Origin of the sequence: Aeromonas sp. 600479, from assembly GCF_049175515.1 — a bacterium.
GTDB lineage: Bacteria > Pseudomonadota > Gammaproteobacteria > Enterobacterales > Aeromonadaceae > Aeromonas > Aeromonas veronii_A.
The window spans coordinates 310,906-331,837 of sequence record NZ_JAAKVF010000004.1; the positions used below are offsets into that span (position 1 = coordinate 310,906).

Genomic DNA, 20,932 nt, shown 5'->3' on the forward strand with positions numbered 1-20,932 from the left:
TAAGTCAGGTTGTCACTGCGCATCCGGCTGGTTGGCTGGTGCCGCCTTGATAAAGGCTTGCAACTGTTCGCAGTTGGCGACGATGCGGCGGATGGTGGGGTAATCGTCCAGGGTCATGTCGTAGCGGCGGGCGTTGTAAACCTGGGGCACCAGCATGCAGTCGGCCAGGGTCACTTCGTTGCCGACGCAGTAGACACCGGCGGTGGTCATCAACAGCTGTTCGAGGGCGGTGAAGGTCTCGTCAATCCAGTGGCGATACCAGCGAGCCTCCTGCTCGTTGTTGGCCCTGAAGTGCTCTTCCAGATAGTTGAGCACCCGCAGATTGTTGAGCGGGTGGATATCGCAGGCGATCATGTTGACGATCTGGCGCACTCGGGCCCGCGCGTCGGGGGAAGAGGGCATCAGGGAGTAGGCTGGATAGGTCTCGTCAAGGTACTCCATGATGGCGACCGACTGACCGATCTGTACATCGCCATCCACCAGAAACGGCACCAGCCCTTGCGGGTTGATCCGGCGATAGGCCTTCTCGCTCTGCTCGCCTTGCCGCAAATTGATGGGATGCTGCTCGTAGGCGAGCCCCTTGAGCTGCAACACGATCCGCACCCGAAAACTTGCCGACGAACGCCAATAGCCAAACAACTGCAACATAATCTGTCCCTGCATCTTATCTGGGCCCGAAGCCCGGCAGGTGCTCGCCACCTGCCTCCTTGTGTATCCGGCACCGGTTGAGGGCTCGTCGTGATCCGGACATATCCCGAAAATCCTTGCCGCCAACCGGCGCTGGCCATCAACCTCCCTGACCGCTCGCTGGCACCACCTGTTGAGAGATGGTGCCAAACAGGTTTTGGCCAGAGCGATCCTCCATCGCGATCGACACTCTATCACCAAACTGCAAATAGGAGGTTATAGCTTGATCACAATCAAGAATTTCCAGCATGCGGCGCTCGGCGATGCAGGAGGAACCGGCGCTGCGATCGTAGTTGGAGACGGTGCCCGATCCGATGATGCAACCGGCACCAAGGGGACGGGTCTTGGCCGCATGGGCAATAAGCTCGAAGAAGTTGAAGGTCATGTCCACCCCGGCTTCGGGCGCACCAAACAGCGCACCGTTGAGGTGGGTCAGAAGCGGCAGATGCACTTTGCCATCACGCCAGTCATCGCCGAGCTCATCCGGAGTGATGGCCACCGGCGAGAAGGCGCTGGACGGTTTGGACTGGAAGAAGCCAAAGCCCTTGGCAAGCTCCCCCGGAATAAGGTTGCGCAGGCTCACGTCATTGACCAGCATCAGCAATTTGACGTGGCTGGCGGCCCCCTGCGGGCTCACCCCCATCGGCACGTCGTCGGTGATGATGGCTACCTCCGACTCGAAATCGATCCCCCACTCCTCCGAACCCATCACAATCGGCCCACAGGGGGCGAGAAAGCTGTCGGAGCCCCCCTGATACATCAGGGGATCGTGCCAGAAGCTCTCCGGCATCTCGGCGCCACGCGCCTTGCGCACCAGCTCCACATGGTTGACGTAGGCGCTGCCATCGGCCCACTGATAGGCGCGCGGCAGCGGAGAGAGGCAAGACGCTTCGTCAAAGGGGAACGCCTCGGCCACGCGGCCCTCGTTAAGCTGCTGATAGACAGCCTCCAGCCTGGGGGCAACCTCGGCCCAATCATCTAGGGCGGCCTGCAAAGTCGGGGCAATCTCGCTCACCCGCACCGCTCGGGCCAGATCCCTGCTCACAACCACCAAAGCGCCATCGCGCTTGCCATTGTTCAATGTTGCCAATTTCATAAGCGATTCCTTATTTGCCGGCAGCCGCGTCCGGGCGCTGCCAGCTGGAGACATACCGGGTGTTCTCGATCCCTTCACAGAGGCTGCCGACGTTCAGCGCATCGCGGGTGTCTAGCATCACCGCCACCTCGTCGGTGAACTTCTTGGCATAGGCCTGCCCCGCCGCAAACGCCTTGGGATGGGGGCCGTGGGTGAAACCGGCGGGATGGAAGGTGACCATGCCCCGTTCGATATTGTCGCGACTGAAGAAGTCCCCGGCGTGGTAAAAGAGCACCTCGTCGTAATCGTCATTGCTGTGATAGAAGGGCACCTTGAGGGCGCCGGGATCGCTCTCGATGGGGCGCGGCACGAAGGTACAGATCACAAAGCGGCTCGCAACAAAGGTCGAATGGGCCGACGGCGGCAAATGGTAGCGATGGCTCATCAGCGGGCGGATATCCCGCCAGTTTAGGCGCACCACGCACAAGTCGCCGTGCCACCCTTGTGCATCCAGCGGGTTGAACGGCCAGGTGATGACCGACACCTGATCGTGGCGTTTGACCTGCAGCGACCAGGGATTCTCATCCTGCTGGGCCAAAAAGCGCTCGTTGATGGCGGGCACATCGAGCGCCGCCGGGTCGAAGATGGCGTGATTGCCCACCAGCCCCTTATCCGGCAGCTGGTAGCTGTCGTTGGTCGCCTCGATCATCAGGATGAACAGGGGCGCCGTCGGCTCGATGCGCCACATGGTGCCGCGGGGGATCACTACGTAGTCGCCATCGCGAAGAGTCAGGTGGCCGTAGTCGCAGAAGAACTCACCGCCCCCCTCGTGGATAAAGAGCAGCTCGTCGCCGTCGGCGTTGCGCACCAGAAACGGCATCGCCTCGGAGAGCCGCCAGATGCGATAGCGGCAGTGGGGGTTGCTGAGAATATCGGGAGCCACCCAGGGAGAGAGCGAGCTTACCTCCTCCTGGAGGGCATTGAGGTCAAACAGCCGTGGCCGCAGCGGCCCCTCCCAACTGATCCAGTCAGTGGGGGCATGCTTGTGGTGCATGTGGGTGGCGGGGCCGAAAAAGCCGCTTCGCCCCAGCTCGCGCTCATAGATGGCCTGTTCCGGCAGGTCGGCATGGGCTTGCCGGGAGTGGGTCCCCTCCCGATGGGGGAAGTTAATCCAGTTACGCATCGCTCGCTCCCTCTTTGCGGGCACCCTTCTCATCCTCGCCGCCATCCAGCACGCCACGGCGGATCTGGTCCAGCTCAATCGATTCAAACAGCGCCTTGAAATTGCCCTCGCCAAACCCTTCGTTACCCTTGCGCTGGATGATCTCGAAGAAGACCGGGCCAATCACGGTGTCGGTGAAGATCTGCAGCAGGATGCCATCCTTGGTGGGGGAGCCGTCGATGAGGATGCGCAGCTCTTTCAGAGCAGCCAGATCCTCCTGATGCCCCTCGACCCGGTTGTTCACCTTCTCGTAGTAGGTATCGGGCGTCGGCATAAAGCCGGTACCGCGGCTGCGCAGGGTGCGGATGGTGTGGTAGATATCGCTGGAGGCCATGGCGATGTGCTGGATCCCCTCCCCCTTGTACTGACGCAGGTACTCCTCGATCTGGGACTTGTCATCCGCCGACTCGTTGATGGGGATGCGGATCTTGCCACAAGGCGCGGTCATGGCACGGGAGTGCAGCCCGGTCAGCTTGCCCTCGATATCGAAGTAGCGAATTTCACGGAAGTTACCGATCCGCTCATAGAAGTTGGACCAGACATCCATATTGCCGCGATGGACGTTGTGGGTCAGGTGATCGATCTCCATAAGACCGGCATCCACCTCTGCCATCCGGGACTGCCAGTCGGGGTAGAAGACAAAATCCACGTCATAGATGGAGCCCTTGTCGCCATAGCGGTCGACAAAGGAGAGAGTGCTCTCGCCGATACCGTAGATGGCGGGAATATTGAGCTCCATCGGGCCAATCTTGCCGACAAAGGGCTTGGCCCCCTTGGCGATGGCGTACTGCTGGGCTTTGCCCGCATCGCTCACCCGAAATGCCATGCCGCAAACGCTCGGCCCGTGCAGGCTGGCAAACTGCTCCGCCTGGGAGTGAGGCTCGGCATTGACCACAAAGTTGATATCCCCCTGCCGGTAGAGCCAGCACTGCTTGTGTTTGTGCTTGGCGACCTCGGCAAACCCGAGCGAAACGAACAGGCTCTTGAGGGCAGCAATCCCTTTGGCATCGGGGGCTGTGTACTCGACAAACTCGAAACCGTCTGTGCCTAAAGGATTGATGGTATGGGTGGCGGAAGAGGTGGCATTCATCGGGCGCTCCTTGCTCTTGATTCGGTTAAAACGGATTGCGGCACCCAGCGGCGCGGCAAGTGTTAACAACTTGTTTCATTAGAAGCAGGGCGTAGCAGGAAGAGAAGAGGCGGGTTGCAGATAGTTTTTCGCAGCTGGCAGCAAATAATGTAAATGGATTGTGACATTCAAGTCGCAGCCTTGCGGATCAAACGGTGACGACCCGCATGGCTGTCAGCTTTGGCTTACAGTTGCCAGTTTTTGACCAGCAGATGGGGCAAGCGGGCCCGGGCTTTTTGCAGTCGCGTGGGCGTTGGATTGATCAGCCACGCCTCTTTCCCCAACCCCAGCAGTGGCAGATCGTGCAGGCTGTCGCTCAAGGCCAGCTCGACATCGAGGGCGCAGATCTCCGGCAGCAGCTTGTGCTGGCCGTGGCAATAGAAGCGCGGCATCAGGCCGCCAAAACGGTAGTGCATCTGCGAGCCAATGATCCGGTGGGGCAACTGGCCGGGCAGTTGCTGATAGAGTTGGGCTCGCACCAGCGCGCAGGGGCTGGCGGAGATCACCCAGCAGCGCGCCCCCTCGCTTTGCAGCAATTCGCGAGCCTGACGAAACAGCCCCGGCCTGGTGCGGCAATAGGCGCGCACCAGCTTGCGCCAACCGAGGGGAGAGAGCCAAAGCGTGATGGCCCACCAGATAAGGGAGATACCGCGCCGCCGCTGGCTGGGTAGCAGCTGACTTGGCAACAAATAGACCAAGCCACCCAGCGCAATCACTGGCAACAGCAACAGCGGCCAGATCCGGCGGCGCAGGATATAGCGCAGCAGACCGGCGTGGCTGTCGCCGGGGGCCAGGGTGTCGTCAAAGTCGGCCAGGATCCAGCGCGGAGTGCCCCCGTCAGGATCACGATCTATCGCTGAAGGGATAATGGTGTCAGACGCTGGGCGCATAAACATCAGGGCGCAAGGGCTGCAATGGCTGCAGTGAGCTCAGGGGTGACAAATTCACTCCCCACATCGGGCGAGCAGACAAAATCGAACGGCTCGCCCGCCAGGGTAAAACTCAGTCGCCAGGCGTGCAGATAGCCGCGATCGGAGGGCGTACCGCCATAGCGCTCATCCCCGAGAATGGGGGCGCCGATGCTTTTGAGGGCAACCCGGATCTGGTGGGTCTTGCCGGTCTGGGGCTTGATGCGATAGAGCCGCAGCCCCTCGCGCACCGACACCGAATCAAACCAGCTGATGGCAGGATTCTCCAGCGTGCGCGTCAGCATCCAGCTGCCACCGCGCCCCTTTTGCATGTCCCCCTTCACCCAACCCTGCTTCTTCTTCGGTTTGCGATCGGAGAGCGCCAGATACTGCTTGCTCACCTCACGGGCCGCAAAAGCCATGCTCAGCTCACGGTTCGCCTCCGTGGTGCGGGCCAGCAGCACCAAGCCGGAGGTCATCTTGTCGAGCCGGTGTACCGGATAGAGGGTGAGCCCGATATCGGCCTTCACGCGATTGACCAGCCCCGGATTGACCGACTCCCCGTCGCCCTTCTCGTCGTGCATGCCGATGCCGGGCTGCTTGTCGATAACCAGGAAAGCGGGATGCTCAAACAATATCCGGTACATAAAACCTCGGGAACAGGGGAATAAGGCATGCAGCCAACGACTGGCGGCGCTCGGGAGTGCTGCATTCTCCCTGCTCGGGCACTATTTAGCAAACCGGGCGGGCAGAGGCTGAAGATAAAAAATGGCCCCGCCTGCAACAGGTGGAGCCATTTTCGCTCATCTTGGCAGCTCAACCCTTACACATTGCGCGGGCGCAGGTGGGCGTGCCAGCGCGCTTCCCACTTCTTGAACAGCCAGACGATGACAAAGGTGAGCAGCATATAGAGCAGCCCTGCGGTCAAAAAGGCCTCGAACGGACTGTAGTAGCGAGAGTTGATGATCCGCGCCGCGCCGGTCAGATCGACGATGGTGATGATGCCCGCCACCGCCGAGCCCTGCAGCATGAAGATCACCTCGTTGCTGTAAGCCGGCAGTGCCCGACGAAACGAGTTGGGCAAAATGATCCGGGTCAGGGTCTGCCAGCGGGTCATGCCAAAGGCGTTGGCTGCCTCAATCTGGCCGCGCGGCATATTGTGTACCGCCCCGCGCACGATCTCGGCGGTATAGGCGGCGGTATTGAGGGTGAAAGCCAGCAGCGCACAGAACCAGGCTTCGGAGAAGAGCGACCAGGCGGCACTGTTCTTCAGCCACTCCCACTGGGCGGCGCCGTAGTAGATGATAAAGAGCTGCACCAGCAGCGGGGTGCCGCGAAAGAAGTAGATATAGGCCCAGATTGGCCCCTTGAGCAGCCAGTTGCGGCTATTGCGCAGGATGCCCATGGGCACCGCCAGCATCAACCCAAGGATCAGAGAGAGGGCCACCAGCCAGACGGTGGTATAGAGCCCCTCCCAGTAGGTGGGCCACTCTTTGAGAATGATTGAGAAATCCATGGCTTACCTCGTCTTCATCGTGATGTAGTGACGCTCGGCACTGGCACCGCGACTCCCACAGTAAACGGATGACTGCATTGAGTACGACATGGCTTACCTCGTCTTGATGGCATAGTGACGCTCGGCCCACTTGAGCGCCGAGGTGGAGACGGCAGTGAAGATCAGGAAGATCAGCGCCACCGCCATGTAGAAGGTGAAGGGTTGCTGGGTCGAGCCCGCCGCCAGCGAGGCTTTGCGCACCATGTCATCGAGGCCGATGATGGAGACCAGCGCGGTGGTTTTCAGCAGTACCAGCCAGTTATTGCCAAACCCCGGCAAAGCGTGGCGCATCATCTGGGGGAAGAGGATCCGCACAAACACCTGGGTTGCCCGCATGCCAAAGGCCCGTGCTGCCTCCAGCTCACCCTTGTCTACCGCCAGAATGGCACCGCGAAAGGTCTCGGTCATGTAGGCGCCGAAGATAAAGCCGATGGTCGCGACACCGGCCACAAAGGGGCTGATGTCGATATAGTCCGGGAGCAGGGAGACCCACTCCTGATTGGGATTACTATCCAGTAACCAGCTGTTGTAAGTCTCGTTGACCCAGGTGCAGATGCCGTTGATCAGCACCTGGCCGCCAAAGAAGAGCAGCATCATCAACACCAGATCAGGGATACCGCGAATAATGGTGGTGTAACCGGTGGCAATAGCCCTGGCCCACTTGTAGGGGGAGAGTTTAGCCAGCGCCCCCAGCATGCCGAGCAGCAGTGCCAGCAGCAGGGAGGCCAGCGCTACTTCCAGGGTGACCCAGGCGCCCTCCAGCAGCGAGGCTTCGTATCCTTTCAAATCAAACATATGCAGCTCCATTGCAACTTATCGAGTGGGCTGATGCCTCTGAACAACAAGAGAACCCACATCCCTAACACGGTCAGATGCAGCTCCATTGCAATTAATAGGGCCCATCACTCCACACGGAGAGAACGGGCCCGATGACGACTGACGAGGTGAGCCGGTCGGCCTGTTATTCGCTATCTATGTGGCGAATGACTCACCGTACACGGTTCCGGTTTTTACTCGCCGTATACGTCGAACTCGAAGTACTTGTCGTTGATTTCCTTGTACTTGCCGTTGGCACGCAGCGCCAGAATGGCGGCGTTGAATTTCTCTTTCAGATCCTTGTCTGCCTTGCGCACCGCAATACCGGCACCCTCGCCAAACCACTTGGGATCGGTCAGTTTCGGGCCGACGAATTCGAAGGCATCACCGCCCTCTTTCTTCAGCAGACCGTCGGTAATGGCGGCAGAGTCGGCCAGCACATAGTCCACACGACCGGATTTCAGATCGAGATAGGCTTCATCGGCGGTGCCGTAACGCTTGATGGTGGCGTTGGGGAAGTTGTCGGTAATAAAGGTATCCATAGAGGTCGCACGCTGCACCGCGACGGACTTGCCTTCCATAAAGGCTTTGTCGAGCTGCACATCAGTGCCCTTCTTGGCTGCGAAGCGGGCCGGAATGTGCTGGTACTTCTGGGTGAAGTCCACCTTCTTCTTGCGCTCTTCTGTGATGTCCATGGTGGCGATGATGGCGTCAAACTTGCGTGACAGCAGCGCCGGAATGATGCCGTCCCAGTCCTGCTTGACCAGGGTGCACTTCACTTTCATCTCTTCGCACAGGGCGTTGGCGATGTCGATATCAAAGCCTTTCACCTCGCCACTGGGCTCGGTCCAGGAGAAGGGGGGATAGGCACCCTCAACCCCGATCCGGACCTCTTTCCACTCCTTGGCCATCAGGCTACCGGACGCGAGGGCAGTAACTACGGCTGTCGCCAGCATCAGCTTGTTCATGTATCTCTCCTTGATAAAACAGTTGATTGGGTAACCAGGCATCCCGCCATCAGTAGATGGAGGAGATGAATTGCTTGAACCGCTCGGATTTGGGATGGGCGAAAATCTCCTTGGGGTTGCCCTCCTCTTCCACCCGCCCCTGATGCAGAAACATCACCTTGTTCGATACATCCCGGGCAAACGACATCTCGTGGGTCACCACCAGCATGGTGCGCCCCTCTTCGGCCAGCTCGCGCATCAGGCCGAGCACCTCCCCTACCAGCTCGGGATCCAGCGCCGAGGTGGGTTCGTCAAACAGCATCACCTCGGGCTCTACCGCCAGCGCACGGGCAATGGCGGCCCGCTGCTGCTGACCACCGGAGAGGTGGCCGGGATAGTAGTCACGCCGCTCCCAGAGTCCAACCCGGTTGAGCAGTTGCTCTGCCTTGGCCAGTGCTTCGGCGCGAGGCACCTTGAGCACCTGGATTGGCACTTCGATGATGTTCTGCATGATGGTCATGTGTGACCAGAGATTGAAACTTTGAAACACCATGGCCAGCCGGCTGCGGATCCGCTCCACCTGACGCATATCCTCGGGCAACCGCTCGCCGGCGCGGCTGGTTTTCATCCGGATCAACTCGCCATGGAGCGAGACGGTGCCGGATGAGGGGGTTTCGAGCAGATTGATACAGCGCAGAAAAGTCGACTTCCCCGAGCCGGAGGAGCCGATAAGGGAGATCACATCCCCCTTGTGGGCGGTCATGTCGATGCCCTTGAGCACTTCGTGGGTGCCAAAATATTTGTGCAGATCACGTACTTCCAGTGCGGCAACGTCGCTCATCCATTACAACCTTGTCTGTCCCTAGACGCCGCAGGGGGCGTGACTCAACCATCGTCCATTTAACAAAAAGTTAACCGATGGCAACCTTCAGCGAAAATATCACCCGGATAGTGAAAAAACAATACAGAACGAGGGTCTTCAGGGGATTCGCTCTATTTTTATTCGCTCTTTGCGTATTTTTCAGCACTTTGTTTGCATAAACAGCCGTTTCAATGGCTGTTCCGATACCGCCTTTTTATACCCCAATCATATCAGTGGCAAGAGAAAAGCGTGATGTGTGCCAAACCGGCACCAAAATGGCTTTATGCACCCACTTGCCGAGCGAAATATCGGCACCCCGGTTGGATCAACTTGATTTCATTGGTGCACTCGGGCTCGCACAGAACCTTATCAAACAGAGAGGTTGTGGCAAAAAAGTAACAATCTGCCCCCAAAAGGGCTGTTTTCGGCCATGAAAGCGAGAGATATGTGACACAGAGCCAATAAGTAATGATAAGGTGGTGTTTTTATCAGTTTTTGTGATCGAGGCCTCGATGCTGCTCAATGTGTTGCTGATCCTGTTGCCACTGGCAATCGGCTATCTGGTTCCCCTCTCCTCTGCCCGGCTGATCAAGCTGGTCAACCAGAGTCTGGGCAAGATGGTCTACCTCATTCTGTTTCTGATGGGTCTCGGGCTTGCCTATGTGGAGAACCTGGGCAGCAATCTGGCGGTGATCTTCAAGGTCGCCGGGGTGATGCTGACCGCGATCACGCTCTGCAACCTGCTGGCCCTCTGGTGGCTCGACAAGCGCACGCCGCCGACCCACGAGGCGAGCGATGCCAAGATGCCTGGCAAGTTGCACCTGTTGTGGGAATCCCTGCAGCTCTGCTTTGTGGTGCTCGGCGGTGTGCTGCTGGGTCTACTTGTGGATCTGCGCACCCTGCCCATCGACAAGTGGAGCGAGTGGGCCCTGATGCTGCTGCTGTTTCTCATCGGGGTGCAGATGCGCAACTCCGGCATGCGGCTGCGCCAGATCCTGCTCAACCCCTGGGGGATGAAAATCGCCGCCACCGTCATCCTCAGCAGCTGGCTGGGCAGCCTTCTGGCGGCCCAGTTGCTGGGCATGCCCTTTGCCCATGGTCTGGCGATGAGCTCGAGCTTCGGCTGGTATTCGCTCTCCGGCATTCTGGTGGCCGACAAACTGGGGCCGGTGCTCGGTTCTGCTGCCTTTATCAACGATCTTGGGCGTGAGCTTATCGCCATTCTGATCATCCCGGTCCTGATGCGACGCCACCCCTCGGCGGCCATCGGTTACGGCGGCGCCACGGCGCTGGACTTCACCCTGCCGGTTATCCAGAAATCAGGGGGCATTCAGGTGGTGCCGGTGGCCATTGTCTCCGGCTTTATCCTGAGCCTGCTCGGCCCCATCCTGATCCTCGGGTTTCTGGCGATCTAAGCCTGATTCCCACATTGCAGATAAAAAAGCCCGACCTTGTTGTCGGGCTTTGGCTGTTTGGAGCAACCACGCACTCGCACTGGCTGCGATATTGCCCGCAGCCTTATTCGCGCCACTGGCCGCCGCTCATCACCCTTTCGATAGCAAACGTCCGGGCGTGCACCAGTAGCAGATCCGCATCCTGCCCGACCCCGATACGCCCCTTGCTGCCGAGCCCCAGCGCCTGCGCCGGATTGCTCGTTACCACGGTCAGTGCCGTCTCCAGCGAGACACCGAGCCGGGTCGCGCGCACACACTGCTGCCACAGGCTGGCAATCTGGCCGCAGCGCATCTCGATTAGCCGCCCTTCGCCATCAAAGCGCGGCAGGCTGGCGTTGGCATCCGAGCTGAAGGTGATGCGCGCGGCAGGCACACCGGCGGCCAACAGCTCGAGGAGCGCATCGGCGGCAAGCCGCTCGCCATCCTCCAGCAGATCGGGAAAGCTCGAGGTGGTGAGATCTACCCAGCCTCCCGCCCTGCCCCACTCGATAGCCTCGGCGAAGAGCCAGGGGTTGCGGTTGCAGTGGGTAGGATAGAGCTGGCGCAGCGGGATATCGGTCTCATCACGCAGGGTGCGCAGAGGCGCCAATGCCCCCTTGCCATCCCCGACATGAAAGAAGCTGACCCCGCTCTTGCCCGCAAGCAGCCCGGCCACTCGCGCCTCGCTGGCAAGCCTGGCCAGCTCATCGTGGGTCGGCGCACTGGATCTGTGGTCGCTGATGGCCACCTCCCCCACCCCCAATACCTCGGGGATCAGGATGATGTCCGACTCCACCGTGCCGGTCAGGGTCTTGACCGGCAGATGGTAGGAGCCGGTATACATAAAGGCGCTCACCCCGGCGGCGCGAAACTCGCGCACCTTGCCGAGCACCTGCGCAGGAGTGCGGGTCAGGCTGTCGGTGCCAAGCGCCGCCACCAGGGTGGTGACACCGGCCATAAGCGCCTCGCTCGCCGCCAGCTCCGGGGTGCGAAAAGCAAAGCCCCCCTCACCGCCGCCGCCGGTGATATGGGCCAGCGGATCCACCAGCCCGGGCACCAGATAGCGGCCTCGACCATCGACCCGATGCAGCGGCCAGTTTGTGGGCACCGTCAACTCCTTGCCCATCCAGGCGATACGGCCATCAGCCACCAGCAGATCCTGCTGGCCAAGGTGGGTAGGGCTGAAGATCTCGGCCCCCTCGATCAGGGTCAACATGGCGATCCTCCTTGCACGATTGTCGCTTGCCCAATGAAAAGAGAGGGAGCAAGCTCCCTCCCCCCGTCAACCACCATATATATCGTACTTGAAGTACTTCTGGTTGATCTGCTGATAGGTGCCATTGGCACGCAGGGCCTTGATCGCCTCGTCCAGCTTGCCCTTGAGCTCCTTATCGCTCTTGCGCACGGCGATCCCCATGCCATCACCAAACCACTGGCGATCGGTCAGGGCGGGCCCCACATAATCGAACTTGTCGCCCCCCTCTTTGCCAAGCAGCCCCTGCTCGATGGCCGAGGCATCGGCCAACAGGGCAAGTACCCGACCCGCCTTCAGATCGAGATAGGCCTCATCGGCATTGCCGTAGCGGACGATGGTGACATTCGAGCCAAAATTGTCGGTCAGGTACTTGTCGTGGGTGGTAGCACGCTGCACCCCGATGCGCTTGCCCGCCATGCCTTCCGGGGTCAGCGTCAGCTCGGTCCCCTTGGCCGCCACAAAGCGATTGGGAATATGGGCATATTTCTCGGTGAAATCGACCTTCTGGCGCCGCTCGTCGGTGATCGACATGGCGGCGATGATGGCGTCGTATTTGCGCGACAGCAGGGCCGGGATCATGCCGTCCCAATCCTGTGCCACCAGCTCGCACTTGACCGCCATCTGCTTACAAAGGGCGTTGGCGAGGTCGATATCAAACCCCTTGATCTCGCCCGACGCATCGGTCCAGGAGAAGGGCGGGTAGGCTCCCTCCACCCCGAAGCGCACGGTTTTCCACTCCTTGGCCATGGCGGGGGTGGCCAGCAGGCTGGCAACAAACAGGGCTGAGAGGGTCAGTCTGATCTTCATCATGAGTACTCCATTACATAAAAAGCGCACAGGCGCGGACAAGGCACCGCAGGCGAATGCATGCGATGACCAAAAGCGGCAAAATCTGGATGAGCGAGATCACGCCCGAGCGGGCGTCAGTGAACTGCTCCAGGGGTTCGATCTATTCGTCGAACCACTCGGAGAGATAGAAAGGCTTGAAGTAGAAGGCCAGAAAAAAGCCTCTGGCTTTGCGCATCATGATGGTTTGTCGCGTCCTGTGACAAAGATGGCGATAACCTTAGCACGCCCGAATTTTGCCCGGCAAGAGGCAGCCGCCGGGCAGTAGCAAAATCCCGATCATGGTCAAGGCGGGCGGGATCCGTTAGGCTCGAAGCACCTTGCCATCCCATAACAGACCCACAGCGACCGATGAATTTTCTGGCCCATATCCATCTGGCTGCCCACACCCGAAGCTCCCTCACCGGCAATCTGCTCGGCGATTTCGTCAAAGGCACGCTGCCCACGGGGCTTGCCGCCCACTTCGATGAGGGGATCTGGCTGCACCGTAAAATTGACGCCTTCACCGACGGCCACCCCGAGCACAAGGCGGCCGTCGCCTGTTTCGAGGCCCCCTGGCGCCGCTTTGGCGGCATAGTGGTGGATATGATCTACGACCACTGGCTAAGCCTGCACTGGGGGCTGTTCAGCACCGAGCCCCTGCCCCGCTTCCTGCAACGCAGTTATCACCAGCTATTGGCGGATCACCCACGCCTGCCGGATGGACTGCCACTCCCCCTTAAACGGATGGCCGAGCAGAACTGGATCGCCTCCTACCGCAACAGGGAGGGGCTGGGGCAAGCGCTGAATGGCATCGGTCGCCGCCTGCGCCGCCCGGTACAACTGGGAGAGGCGCTGCTGACCCTCGATGAGTCGCAGTGGCAAACATGCGAGGCGGGATTTCTGCGCTTCTATCCCCAGCTGATGGACTTTAGCCAGCAGCAGCTGGCCCAATATCGGGCAGCCCAAGGGGCACAGTGATCCCTCTGGATAGAGCTGCTTCCCCATAAAAAACGCCCCTTGCGGGGCGTTTGTCATCAGTTGGCTTCGTCTTTCTTTTTGCGAATGCTGAGGCCAAGTTCCCGGCCACGCAGTCGGGCGTAATAGATGGTGCCGACAAAGGCGAGAGTGGTGAAGACCAGCTCCACCACCGCCAGCCACCGCTCCCCCTCATCCGTGGTGATCAGGGTGAGGGCGTGGAGGAAATAGGGCATCAACACGAAGTTGCCCCAGGCGTGGGTGTAGGGGTTGCCCTGCACTATCCCCTTGAGAGGGAAGAGCAGCGGCACCGTCCAGATCACCGGCAGCAGCCAAGGATTGAGATCCGGATGGGGTGACAGCCACAGATGCCAGAGGATGACCCAGCCCAGCAGGCCGAAGAAGCCGACCAGGGTCAGCCAACGTGCGAAGCGGGTGCTCACTTGAGGATCTCCAGCACCTGCTCCGGCGGGCGACCAATGCGGGCCTGACCATTCTTGATGACGATGGGGCGCTCGATAAGCTTGGGATGCTGGTGCATGGCACGAATAAGGGCATCACCGCTGACATCGGCCAATCCCAGCTCCTTGTAGAGATCCTCCTTGGTGCGCATCAGCTGGCGGGGATCGCTAAAACCGAGCAGAGAGAGCAGGTTGCGGATCTCATCTTCGCTCGGGGCCTGCTCCAGATAGAGCACCACATCAGGGGCGATCCCGTGCTGTTCCAGCAGGGCCAGGGTTTCGCGACTCTTGGAGCAGCGCGGATTGTGGTAGATTTGGGTCTCGCTCATGGTAACTCCCTGATTAATCGCAAGATGGGACTAGAAACGGCGCTATTGTAGGGGAAAGTGATGGTCAGGGTAAGCGGCTGTGGAAAGGAATTGAAACGAATTTGTTGGCTGATTGTGGCTGGCCTGCTGGGCGCCTGCACGCCCGCCCCCGAATTTACCGATGCAACAGGGCAGTCGGTCAGCCTGCGCCACTTTGCCGGCAAGCCGCTGCTGGTCAACTACTTCGCCCCCTGGTGCGCCCCCTGTCTGCGGGAGATGCCGCGCCTCAACGCGCTGGCGGAGGAGGGCGAAATCGCTGTGGTAGCGATCAACTACGACCCGACCACGTCGGCAGAGCTGGACAAGATGGCTGTGCAGTACCACATCAAGGTGCAGCTCCTTATTGCCAATGAAGATGCCAAACTCCCCTTCCCTCGCCCAAGCGGTCTGCCCACCAGCTATCTGCTCGATAGCGAGGGCAAGCTCAAGCAGACGCTGGTCGGCGAGCTCGACCAGCTGCAGATCGAGATGCTCAAAGCAACCTCAGCCAAGTGAATCACTAGCCCATCGCTGCTATCACCGTCCCCCATATCAACGTCACCACCATAAACAACAAGGGCGCACCGTGGTGCGCCCTTGTTGGATTGGCCAATGCCAGCTGTTGTTAGCCCTTGAGGCTGTCGAGATCCTTCTTGGCGCGTTCCAGTTCGGTGATGCGCGCCTCCAGACGAGCCAGAGTCATCCGGTCGCTGGTGGTACCGCGCGCCACGATCAGCTCGTCGATGGCCGCCTGATAATCCCCGCGCAGCGCGAGCATCTCGGCCCGCGCCATATGCAGCTCGGTCATTCTTCCCGCCTTGCGATAGGCGTCGGAGAGCAGGTTCCAGGCCAGATTGTTCTCTTCATGCGCACGGGCATAGGGGTCGAGGATGGCGATGGACTTCTTGTAGTTGCCGCTCTCGAGGTAGGCGTTACCTAGGTTGACCACCACCACCTCGTTATCCGGCATCCGGCTGCGGAACTTCTCGAGCCGGGCGATGGCCTGGGCACTGCGTCCCTTGGCCAGATCGATGTCGGTCTGGGCATCGACGATAAAGAGATCTTCCGGATGACGGGCCGCCAGATCCTGCATCAGAGTATCAGCTTCGTCGGTGCGCTTGAGCTGGATCAGCGCCAGCGCCTTGCCATAGATGGCGGCATCCTTGAGCGGGTAATCCCCCTTCTGGATCCGGGTATCGAAGTAGCTCAGCAGCCCCTGCGGGGTATCGGTACCAAAACGGACCTGAATACGTACCTTGGCCAGCCAGAAGTCGAGGCTGGGCGGCAAGTCGCGGCGGCCATAGCTGCCCGCCCGAGCGCGTGCCTCGCTGATCCGGGTCTCCGGCAGCGGGTGAGTGAGCAGCATTTCCGGCGGCTTGCTGGCGTAACGGTACTCGGCAGCCAGTTTCTGGAAGAAATTGGCCATCCCCATGGGATCGAAACCGGCATCATAGAGGGTCTTCATGCCGATCCGATCCGCTTCGTATTCGTTGTCGCGGGTGTAGTTGATGGCAGACTGCATGGAAAGGCCCAGCGTGGTCTGCAACGCCGCAATACCGGCGGTCGGGTTGATCACTGCCAGCGCGATGGAGCCCACCAGACCGGCCAGGGTCACTGCCGAGCTACTCGCCTGCGCCTCCATGTAACGGGCGATATGGCGCTGGGTCACGTGGGTGATTTCGTGGGCCAGTACCGAGGCCAGCTCGCTCTCGCTGTCGGCGTAGAGGAATAGACCAGTGTGCACCTTGACTCGCCCGCCGAGGAAGGCGGCCGCGTTGATGCTGGGATCATTGATGAGGAAGAAGGTAAACGGGAAACGCACCCCATCGGCGTTGGTCAGCAGTCGCTGACCCAGATCGTCGATGTACTGGCTCAGCACCGGATCATCGATGATCGGCAAGCCGGCACGGGCAAAACGCATAAAGGCGTTGCCGTAACGCACTTCCTGCTCGATGGGCAGGGCCGCCACCCCGGCCGTGCCGATGTCGGGAAGCTGATTGTTGGCCTCGGCATGAAACGTGGCACCCATCAGGGAAGCCAGCAGGGGAAGCGATGCCATCAGGGGGGAAAAACGTGCCACGTTATCTCTATCTCCATCAGAAAGGGCCTCGGCAGAATACCCTTGCCCATCAAGGGCTACAAGCGTTGTTTCACGCCCTTATCACGGCCATAATAGCGGCCACCTGCCTGATGGAGCCCCTATGGAAGTTCTCGACCTGACCCCCTGGCGTTGCCCCGAGCCGCTGATCCGGCTCAAGCTCTGGTTAAGGAAGGCCCAAAGCGGTCAAACCGTCACCATCCGGCTGGCCGATGCGGGCTCCCGGCAGGATATTCCAGCCTATCTGCACCGTCAGGGCCACCATGTCGAGATGCAGCAAGAAGCGGACAATACCCTCTCTTTGCAGTTGGTTGTCGGGGCGAAACAGCCATCTTGAGCCCCAGTGATGTAAGGATGCCGTCATGTTAGAAGTATTGAAGCGCTGGTATCAGACCCGTTTTTCCGATCCCGATGCCGTTACCCTTTTCCTGTTGCTGGTGTTCTGCTTTGCCATCATCTGGCTGTTTGGCGATCTGCTGGCCCCCCTGCTGGTGGCGCTGGTGATGGCCTATCTGCTGGAGTGGCCGGTCGCTCGGCTGCAAAAAGCGGGGCTGTCGCGCACCCTGGCCACCAGCGTCATTCTGATCCTCTTTATTGCGGTAGCAGTCGCCTCCTTGCTGGGTCTTATCCCGACGCTGGTGAGCCAGGGGATCAATCTGGCCAAAGAGGCGCCGGCCATGCTGACCCACGCTCAGGATTATGTGCGCACCCTGCCTGACAAATACCCCGAGCTCATCGACGTCAGTCTGGTAGAGACCGTCATCGACAATATTCGCCAGCGCATCCTCAGTGGCGGCGAGCATCTGGTAAGCGCCTCCCTCAGTTCGCTGGTCAACGTGGTCGCCATCATGATTTACCTCATTCTGGTACCGCTGATGGTCTTCTTTATGCTCAAAGACAAGCGGGTCTTGATGGGCAGCCTGCGCCGCTTCCTGCCGCGCAACCGTACCCTGGTCAACCGGGTGTGGGTCGAGATGAACAACCAGATCATCAACTACATCCGTGGCAAGGTGATCGAGATCCTGATCGTCGGCATCGCCACCTATGTCCCCTTCGCCCTGATGGGGCTGCGCTACTCGGTGCTGCTGGCGGTCTCGGTCGGCTTCTCGGTGCTGATCCCCTATATCGGCGCCGCCGTGGTGACGGTGCCGGTAGCTATGGTGGCCCTGTTCCAGTGGGGCCTCACCCCGGAGTTTGCCTGGCTGATGGTGGCCTATCTGGTCATTCAGGCCCTCGACGGCAACCTGCTGGTACCGGTACTCTTCTCGGAAGCGGTCAACCTCCACCCGGTCGCCATCATCATCGCCGTGCTGGTCTTTGGCGGACTATGGGGATTCTGGGGGGTCTTCTTCGCCATTCCCCTCGCCACCCTGGTCAAGGCAGTGATCAATGCCTGGCCAAAACGCGAAGATCTGCCGAGCGCCGCAAAATAACCCACTTCCCATGCAATAGTGACAACGGAGTGTCCATGACCTTTCTTCGTCAAATCAGAGCGGCAGGGCTGACGGCCCTGCTCTTCACTGCCGCCCTGCCCGCCCGCGCCGATATCGACCTTGGCGCCATGGATCTGCTCACCAGCGACAGTCCCACCAGCCCCGTTCCACAAGGCTTTGTCGCCGGTGCGGCGCTCATCGGGGGACAGGCCCGCTACGAGGCGCAGGATAATGCCGCCTACGCCATCCCGGGCTTTATCTACTTCGGCAAGCAATTCATGTTTCTCGGCGATCGGGCGCGCTACTACTTCCACAAAGATGAGAACGTGGCCCTGTATGGCTATGGCCGGGTCCGTTTTGGCAATCTGGATCCCGAGGATTCTCCGGCCTTTACTGGCATGGAACAGCGCAAATGGCAGCTGGAAGGCGGGATCGGTGGCAACATCATCACCCCCTACGCCCTGCTGACCGTGCGGGCCAACAGCGATGTCACCAGTCGCAGCAAGGGGCAGGAGCTGCTGCTGTGGGCCGACTTCCCCATACTGCGCGACAACCTGCTGATCATGCCGGGGATGGGGGTGATGCTGCGCAGCGACAAGATGGCCAACTACTACTTCGGCGGCATCTCCGAGAGCGAGGCCACCGCCCAGCGGCCCGCTTGGGATACCGGTACCACCCTCTCCCCGATGGCGGCCCTCATCACCAGCTACCGCTTCAGCCCCAACTGGATTGGCATGTTTGCCATGAACTACGAATGGTATGATCGGGACATCAAAAACAGCCCCATCGTCCAGCACGATGGCGAACTATACGCAGGATTTGCCCTCGGCTATATCTGGTAACGCTGAGGAGTTGTGAAACAAGACCAAACAAAAGGGAGCCCTCGGCTCCCTTTTTCACAACCATCGTCAGGCTGCCAATTCAGACTTATAGCGCAGCCAGAAATTCGCTCAGTTGCTGATTAACGAAGGCCGGATTTTCCAGCGACGAGATGTGGCCAGCCGCCGGGATCTCCTTGAACGGGCAACCCAGCACCTCGGCCATCAGATAGCCCTCCAGCACTGGACGGGCTTTGTCTTCGCAGCCGGTCATCACCAGCGCGGGAGTGGTGATCTCCTCCAGCCACTCGATGCGATCTTCGCGGGTCACAAAGCTGCGGCCCACCGCCACCATGGCGGCAATCTTATCCTTTGGCCAGGTTTCAAGGCGCGCCTTGAAACCGCTCATCAGCGCTTCATCGGGCTGATTGGCAAAAAAGAGCGGCGCCACCTGTTCGACGATGGGCGCCGGAATGGTGCCGAGCTGCTCGATCATCGCCAACATGCCGAGGTAGCGTTCGCAGGTAATCTGCGGTTCGAGGCCAACGAAACTGTCCATCAGCACCAGTCCCTTGAGGCGAGCTGGGGCCATGCGCGCCAGTTCCACACCCCACATGCCACCGATGGAGAGGCCCACCAGCACGAACTCGTCAACCCCGAGGGCATCGAGCAGCGCCAGATGATCCCGCGCCAGCGTCGCCAGGGTGCAGCCACCGTCGGGGAGCAGGTCGGAATCGCCGTGGCCCCACAGCTCGGGAACGATGCAGCGATAACTACCCTTGAGCGCCTCGATTTGCGGTGCCCACATGGCGCTGTCCCACAGGTAGCTATGGCCAAACAGCAGCACCGGCCCTTGCCCTTCATCCAGATAGGCCATCCGGCGACCCGCGATGTCCATAAATTGCTTCATGTTCTCTCCTGTTGCCAACTTCTGATGATTAGACTGCAGTGCAAATCACCATAGCCATAAATGGCTTCATGTTGGCTCCTGTTGCCAACTTCTGATGATTAGACGGCAGTGCAAATCACCATAGCCATAAATGGCTTCATGTTGGCTTCTGTTGCCAACTAACGGGGCGGCAGTGTATCACGTCCCCCTTGGCAGTCGACTCTCCCTGGTGCAAGCTGAAGTGACGGCAAGAAGGGACTCAAAAAGGAGAAGAAGATGCCGAAGGACAAGAGCAAGAAGCAGCCACGTCTGGACAAGAAATGCTATGAGCACCACCTTGCCCATCTGCAGGAGGAGCTGGTCAAGCTCCAGGAGTGGGTCAAACAGGAGGGGTTGAAGGTAGTGGTACTGTTCGAGGGACGGGACGCAGCTGGCAAGGGGGGCGTCATCAAGGCGATCACCGAGCCCCTCAATCCCCGTGTCTGCAGGGTTACAGCGCTGCCCGCCCCCTCAGACAGAGAGCGATCCCAATGGTACTTTCAGCGTTATGTGGCGCACCTGCCCGCCGCTGGCGAGATGGTGCTGTTTGACCGCTCCTGGTACAACCGGGCCGGGGTCGAGCGGGTGATGAGCTTTTGTAGCGACGCCGAGTATCGCGAGTTTCTGCGCGCCTGCCCCGAGTTTGAGCGAATGCTGATCCGCTCCGGCATCACACTGATCAAATACTGGTTCTCGGTCTCCGATGAGGAGCAGGAGAAGCGCTTCAAGGAGCGGATCAACACCCCCATCAAGCGCTGGAAGTTCAGCCCGATGGATTTGCAGTCCCGCTCGCGCTGGGTGGAGTACTCACGCGCCAAGGATGACATGTTCACCTACACCGACACCGAGGATTGCCCCTGGTTCGTGGTAGAAGCGGACGACAAGCGCCGTGCCCGCCTCAACTGCATCTCCCACCTGCTGGGCAAGGTGCCCTATGAGGCGATCCACTATGAGCCCATCAGCCTCCCCCCCATCAAGACCGAAGGGTATGAGCGCCCGCCCCTGACCAGCCAGCACTTCGTACCGGATATCACTGCCGACCTCGAGACCTGACAGACACTCGCCATTTGCGGCGAGCTGTCTAGTCCTGAAATAGGTTTACACATTTTCAACTAGCATTTCTCTACTCAGAACCCCCTATGTACCGCATCGGGG

The 20,932-nt window shown here is 60.0% G+C and carries 24 protein-coding genes; 8 read left to right on the plus strand and 16 right to left on the minus strand.

Features of this window, described 5'->3' with window-relative positions:
- Nucleotides 1-12: 12 nt before the first annotated feature.
- The 10 genes from maiA to G5149_RS07565 form a co-directional block, all read right to left on the minus strand.
- Nucleotides 13-648, minus strand: coding sequence for a maleylacetoacetate isomerase (maiA, locus tag G5149_RS07520; protein WP_005361400.1), 636 nt, complete (start codon nt 646-648; stop codon nt 13-15).
- A gap of 139 nt (nt 649-787) precedes the next feature.
- Nucleotides 788-1,783 (minus strand): fumarylacetoacetate hydrolase family protein, encoded by a 996-nt coding sequence (locus tag G5149_RS07525; protein WP_337073042.1) that lies wholly within the window; start codon nt 1,781-1,783, stop codon nt 788-790.
- A 10-nt stretch (nt 1,784-1,793) separates the two neighbouring features.
- Nucleotides 1,794-2,945, minus strand: coding sequence for a homogentisate 1,2-dioxygenase (locus G5149_RS07530; protein ID WP_201915836.1), 1,152 nt, complete (start codon nt 2,943-2,945; stop codon nt 1,794-1,796).
- On the minus strand, nt 2,938-4,074 hold the full coding sequence (gene hppD / locus G5149_RS07535; RefSeq protein ID WP_110302313.1) for a 4-hydroxyphenylpyruvate dioxygenase: 1,137 nt from the start codon (nt 4,072-4,074) through the stop codon (nt 2,938-2,940). Before hppD ends, G5149_RS07530 begins: the two co-directional genes overlap by 8 nt.
- 224 nt (nt 4,075-4,298) lie before the next feature.
- A complete protein-coding gene (locus G5149_RS07540) occupies nt 4,299-5,009 on the minus strand; it encodes a haloacid dehalogenase-like hydrolase (protein WP_254204492.1) in 711 nt (236 codons plus the stop codon).
- A complete protein-coding gene (locus G5149_RS07545) occupies nt 5,009-5,668 on the minus strand; it encodes a TIGR01621 family pseudouridine synthase (RefSeq protein WP_421212177.1) in 660 nt (219 codons plus the stop codon). The genes G5149_RS07540 and G5149_RS07545 overlap by 1 nt, the downstream gene beginning before the upstream one ends.
- 176 nt (nt 5,669-5,844) lie before the next feature.
- Nucleotides 5,845-6,537 (minus strand): ABC transporter permease, encoded by a 693-nt coding sequence (locus G5149_RS07550; RefSeq protein WP_322862112.1) that lies wholly within the window; start codon nt 6,535-6,537, stop codon nt 5,845-5,847.
- A 93-nt stretch (nt 6,538-6,630) separates the two neighbouring features.
- Nucleotides 6,631-7,371: an ABC transporter permease gene (locus tag G5149_RS07555; protein WP_421212178.1), complete on the minus strand. Its 741-nt coding sequence runs from the start codon at nt 7,369-7,371 to the stop codon at nt 6,631-6,633.
- A 215-nt stretch (nt 7,372-7,586) separates the two neighbouring features.
- The gene (locus G5149_RS07560; protein ID WP_005337307.1) at nt 7,587-8,360 is read right to left on the minus strand and encodes an ABC transporter substrate-binding protein; all 774 of its coding nucleotides are present in this window, start codon (nt 8,358-8,360) and stop codon (nt 7,587-7,589) included.
- A 49-nt stretch (nt 8,361-8,409) separates the two neighbouring features.
- Nucleotides 8,410-9,180: an ABC transporter ATP-binding protein gene (locus G5149_RS07565; protein WP_005337310.1), complete on the minus strand. Its 771-nt coding sequence runs from the start codon at nt 9,178-9,180 to the stop codon at nt 8,410-8,412.
- Nucleotides 9,181-9,713: 533 nt separating this feature from the next.
- Here G5149_RS07565 and G5149_RS07570 point away from each other — a divergent pair.
- Nucleotides 9,714-10,616, plus strand: a complete 903-nt coding sequence (locus G5149_RS07570; protein WP_421212187.1) for a lysine exporter LysO family protein — start codon at nt 9,714-9,716, stop codon at nt 10,614-10,616.
- Nucleotides 10,617-10,719: 103 nt separating this feature from the next.
- On the opposite strand, the gene iadA is transcribed toward G5149_RS07570, so the two are convergent.
- Nucleotides 10,720-11,850 (minus strand): beta-aspartyl-peptidase, encoded by a 1,131-nt coding sequence (iadA, locus tag G5149_RS07575; protein WP_421212179.1) that lies wholly within the window; start codon nt 11,848-11,850, stop codon nt 10,720-10,722.
- Nucleotides 11,851-11,916: 66 nt separating this feature from the next.
- Nucleotides 11,917-12,699, minus strand: coding sequence for an ABC transporter substrate-binding protein (locus G5149_RS07580; protein WP_101529955.1), 783 nt, complete (start codon nt 12,697-12,699; stop codon nt 11,917-11,919).
- On the opposite strand from G5149_RS07580, the gene G5149_RS07585 reads away from it, so the two are divergent.
- The gene (locus G5149_RS07585; protein ID WP_041234214.1) at nt 12,698-13,003 is read left to right on the plus strand and encodes a hypothetical protein; all 306 of its coding nucleotides are present in this window, start codon (nt 12,698-12,700) and stop codon (nt 13,001-13,003) included. The genes G5149_RS07580 and G5149_RS07585 overlap by 2 nt on opposite strands.
- A gap of 83 nt (nt 13,004-13,086) precedes the next feature.
- Nucleotides 13,087-13,695, plus strand: a complete 609-nt coding sequence (locus G5149_RS07590) for an ACP phosphodiesterase (RefSeq protein WP_421212180.1) — start codon at nt 13,087-13,089, stop codon at nt 13,693-13,695.
- Nucleotides 13,696-13,751: 56 nt separating this feature from the next.
- Here the strand turns inward: G5149_RS07590 and G5149_RS07595 are convergent, their stop codons facing one another.
- Together G5149_RS07595 and arsC are read right to left on the minus strand one after the other, a co-directional pair.
- Nucleotides 13,752-14,135, minus strand: coding sequence for a DUF2069 domain-containing protein (locus G5149_RS07595; protein ID WP_005333836.1), 384 nt, complete (start codon nt 14,133-14,135; stop codon nt 13,752-13,754).
- A complete protein-coding gene (arsC, locus tag G5149_RS07600; RefSeq protein WP_042657676.1) occupies nt 14,132-14,482 on the minus strand; it encodes an arsenate reductase (glutaredoxin) in 351 nt (116 codons plus the stop codon). The genes G5149_RS07595 and arsC overlap by 4 nt, the downstream gene beginning before the upstream one ends.
- Nucleotides 14,483-14,542: 60 nt before the next feature.
- Between arsC and G5149_RS07605 the strand changes: the two genes are divergently transcribed.
- Nucleotides 14,543-15,016: a TlpA family protein disulfide reductase gene (locus G5149_RS07605; protein WP_421212181.1), complete on the plus strand. Its 474-nt coding sequence runs from the start codon at nt 14,543-14,545 to the stop codon at nt 15,014-15,016.
- 109 nt (nt 15,017-15,125) lie between these two features.
- On the opposite strand, the gene G5149_RS07610 is transcribed toward G5149_RS07605, so the two are convergent.
- A complete protein-coding gene (locus tag G5149_RS07610; protein WP_421212182.1) occupies nt 15,126-16,580 on the minus strand; it encodes a M48 family metalloprotease in 1,455 nt (484 codons plus the stop codon).
- Nucleotides 16,581-16,701: 121 nt separating this feature from the next.
- Here G5149_RS07610 and G5149_RS07615 point away from each other — a divergent pair, with 121 nt between their 5' ends.
- The 3 genes from G5149_RS07615 to G5149_RS07625 are packed head-to-tail and all read left to right on the plus strand — an operon-like array spanning nt 16,702 to nt 18,873.
- Entirely contained in the window at nt 16,702-16,935 is a 234-nt protein-coding gene (locus G5149_RS07615) for a sulfurtransferase TusA family protein (protein ID WP_005344720.1), read from the plus strand.
- Between the two features lie 25 nt (nt 16,936-16,960).
- Nucleotides 16,961-18,031: an AI-2E family transporter gene (locus G5149_RS07620; RefSeq protein ID WP_421212183.1), complete on the plus strand. Its 1,071-nt coding sequence runs from the start codon at nt 16,961-16,963 to the stop codon at nt 18,029-18,031.
- A 35-nt stretch (nt 18,032-18,066) separates the two neighbouring features.
- Nucleotides 18,067-18,873, plus strand: coding sequence for a MipA/OmpV family protein (locus tag G5149_RS07625; RefSeq protein WP_368157794.1), 807 nt, complete (start codon nt 18,067-18,069; stop codon nt 18,871-18,873).
- Nucleotides 18,874-18,958: 85 nt separating this feature from the next.
- Here the strand turns inward: G5149_RS07625 and G5149_RS07630 are convergent, their stop codons facing one another.
- Nucleotides 18,959-19,759 (minus strand): alpha/beta fold hydrolase, encoded by an 801-nt coding sequence (locus G5149_RS07630; RefSeq protein ID WP_421212184.1) that lies wholly within the window; start codon nt 19,757-19,759, stop codon nt 18,959-18,961.
- A gap of 255 nt (nt 19,760-20,014) precedes the next feature.
- Between G5149_RS07630 and ppk2 the strand changes: the two genes are divergently transcribed.
- Nucleotides 20,015-20,830, plus strand: coding sequence for a polyphosphate kinase 2 (gene ppk2, locus G5149_RS07635; RefSeq protein ID WP_005344710.1), 816 nt, complete (start codon nt 20,015-20,017; stop codon nt 20,828-20,830).
- Nucleotides 20,831-20,932: the final 102 nt, after the last annotated feature.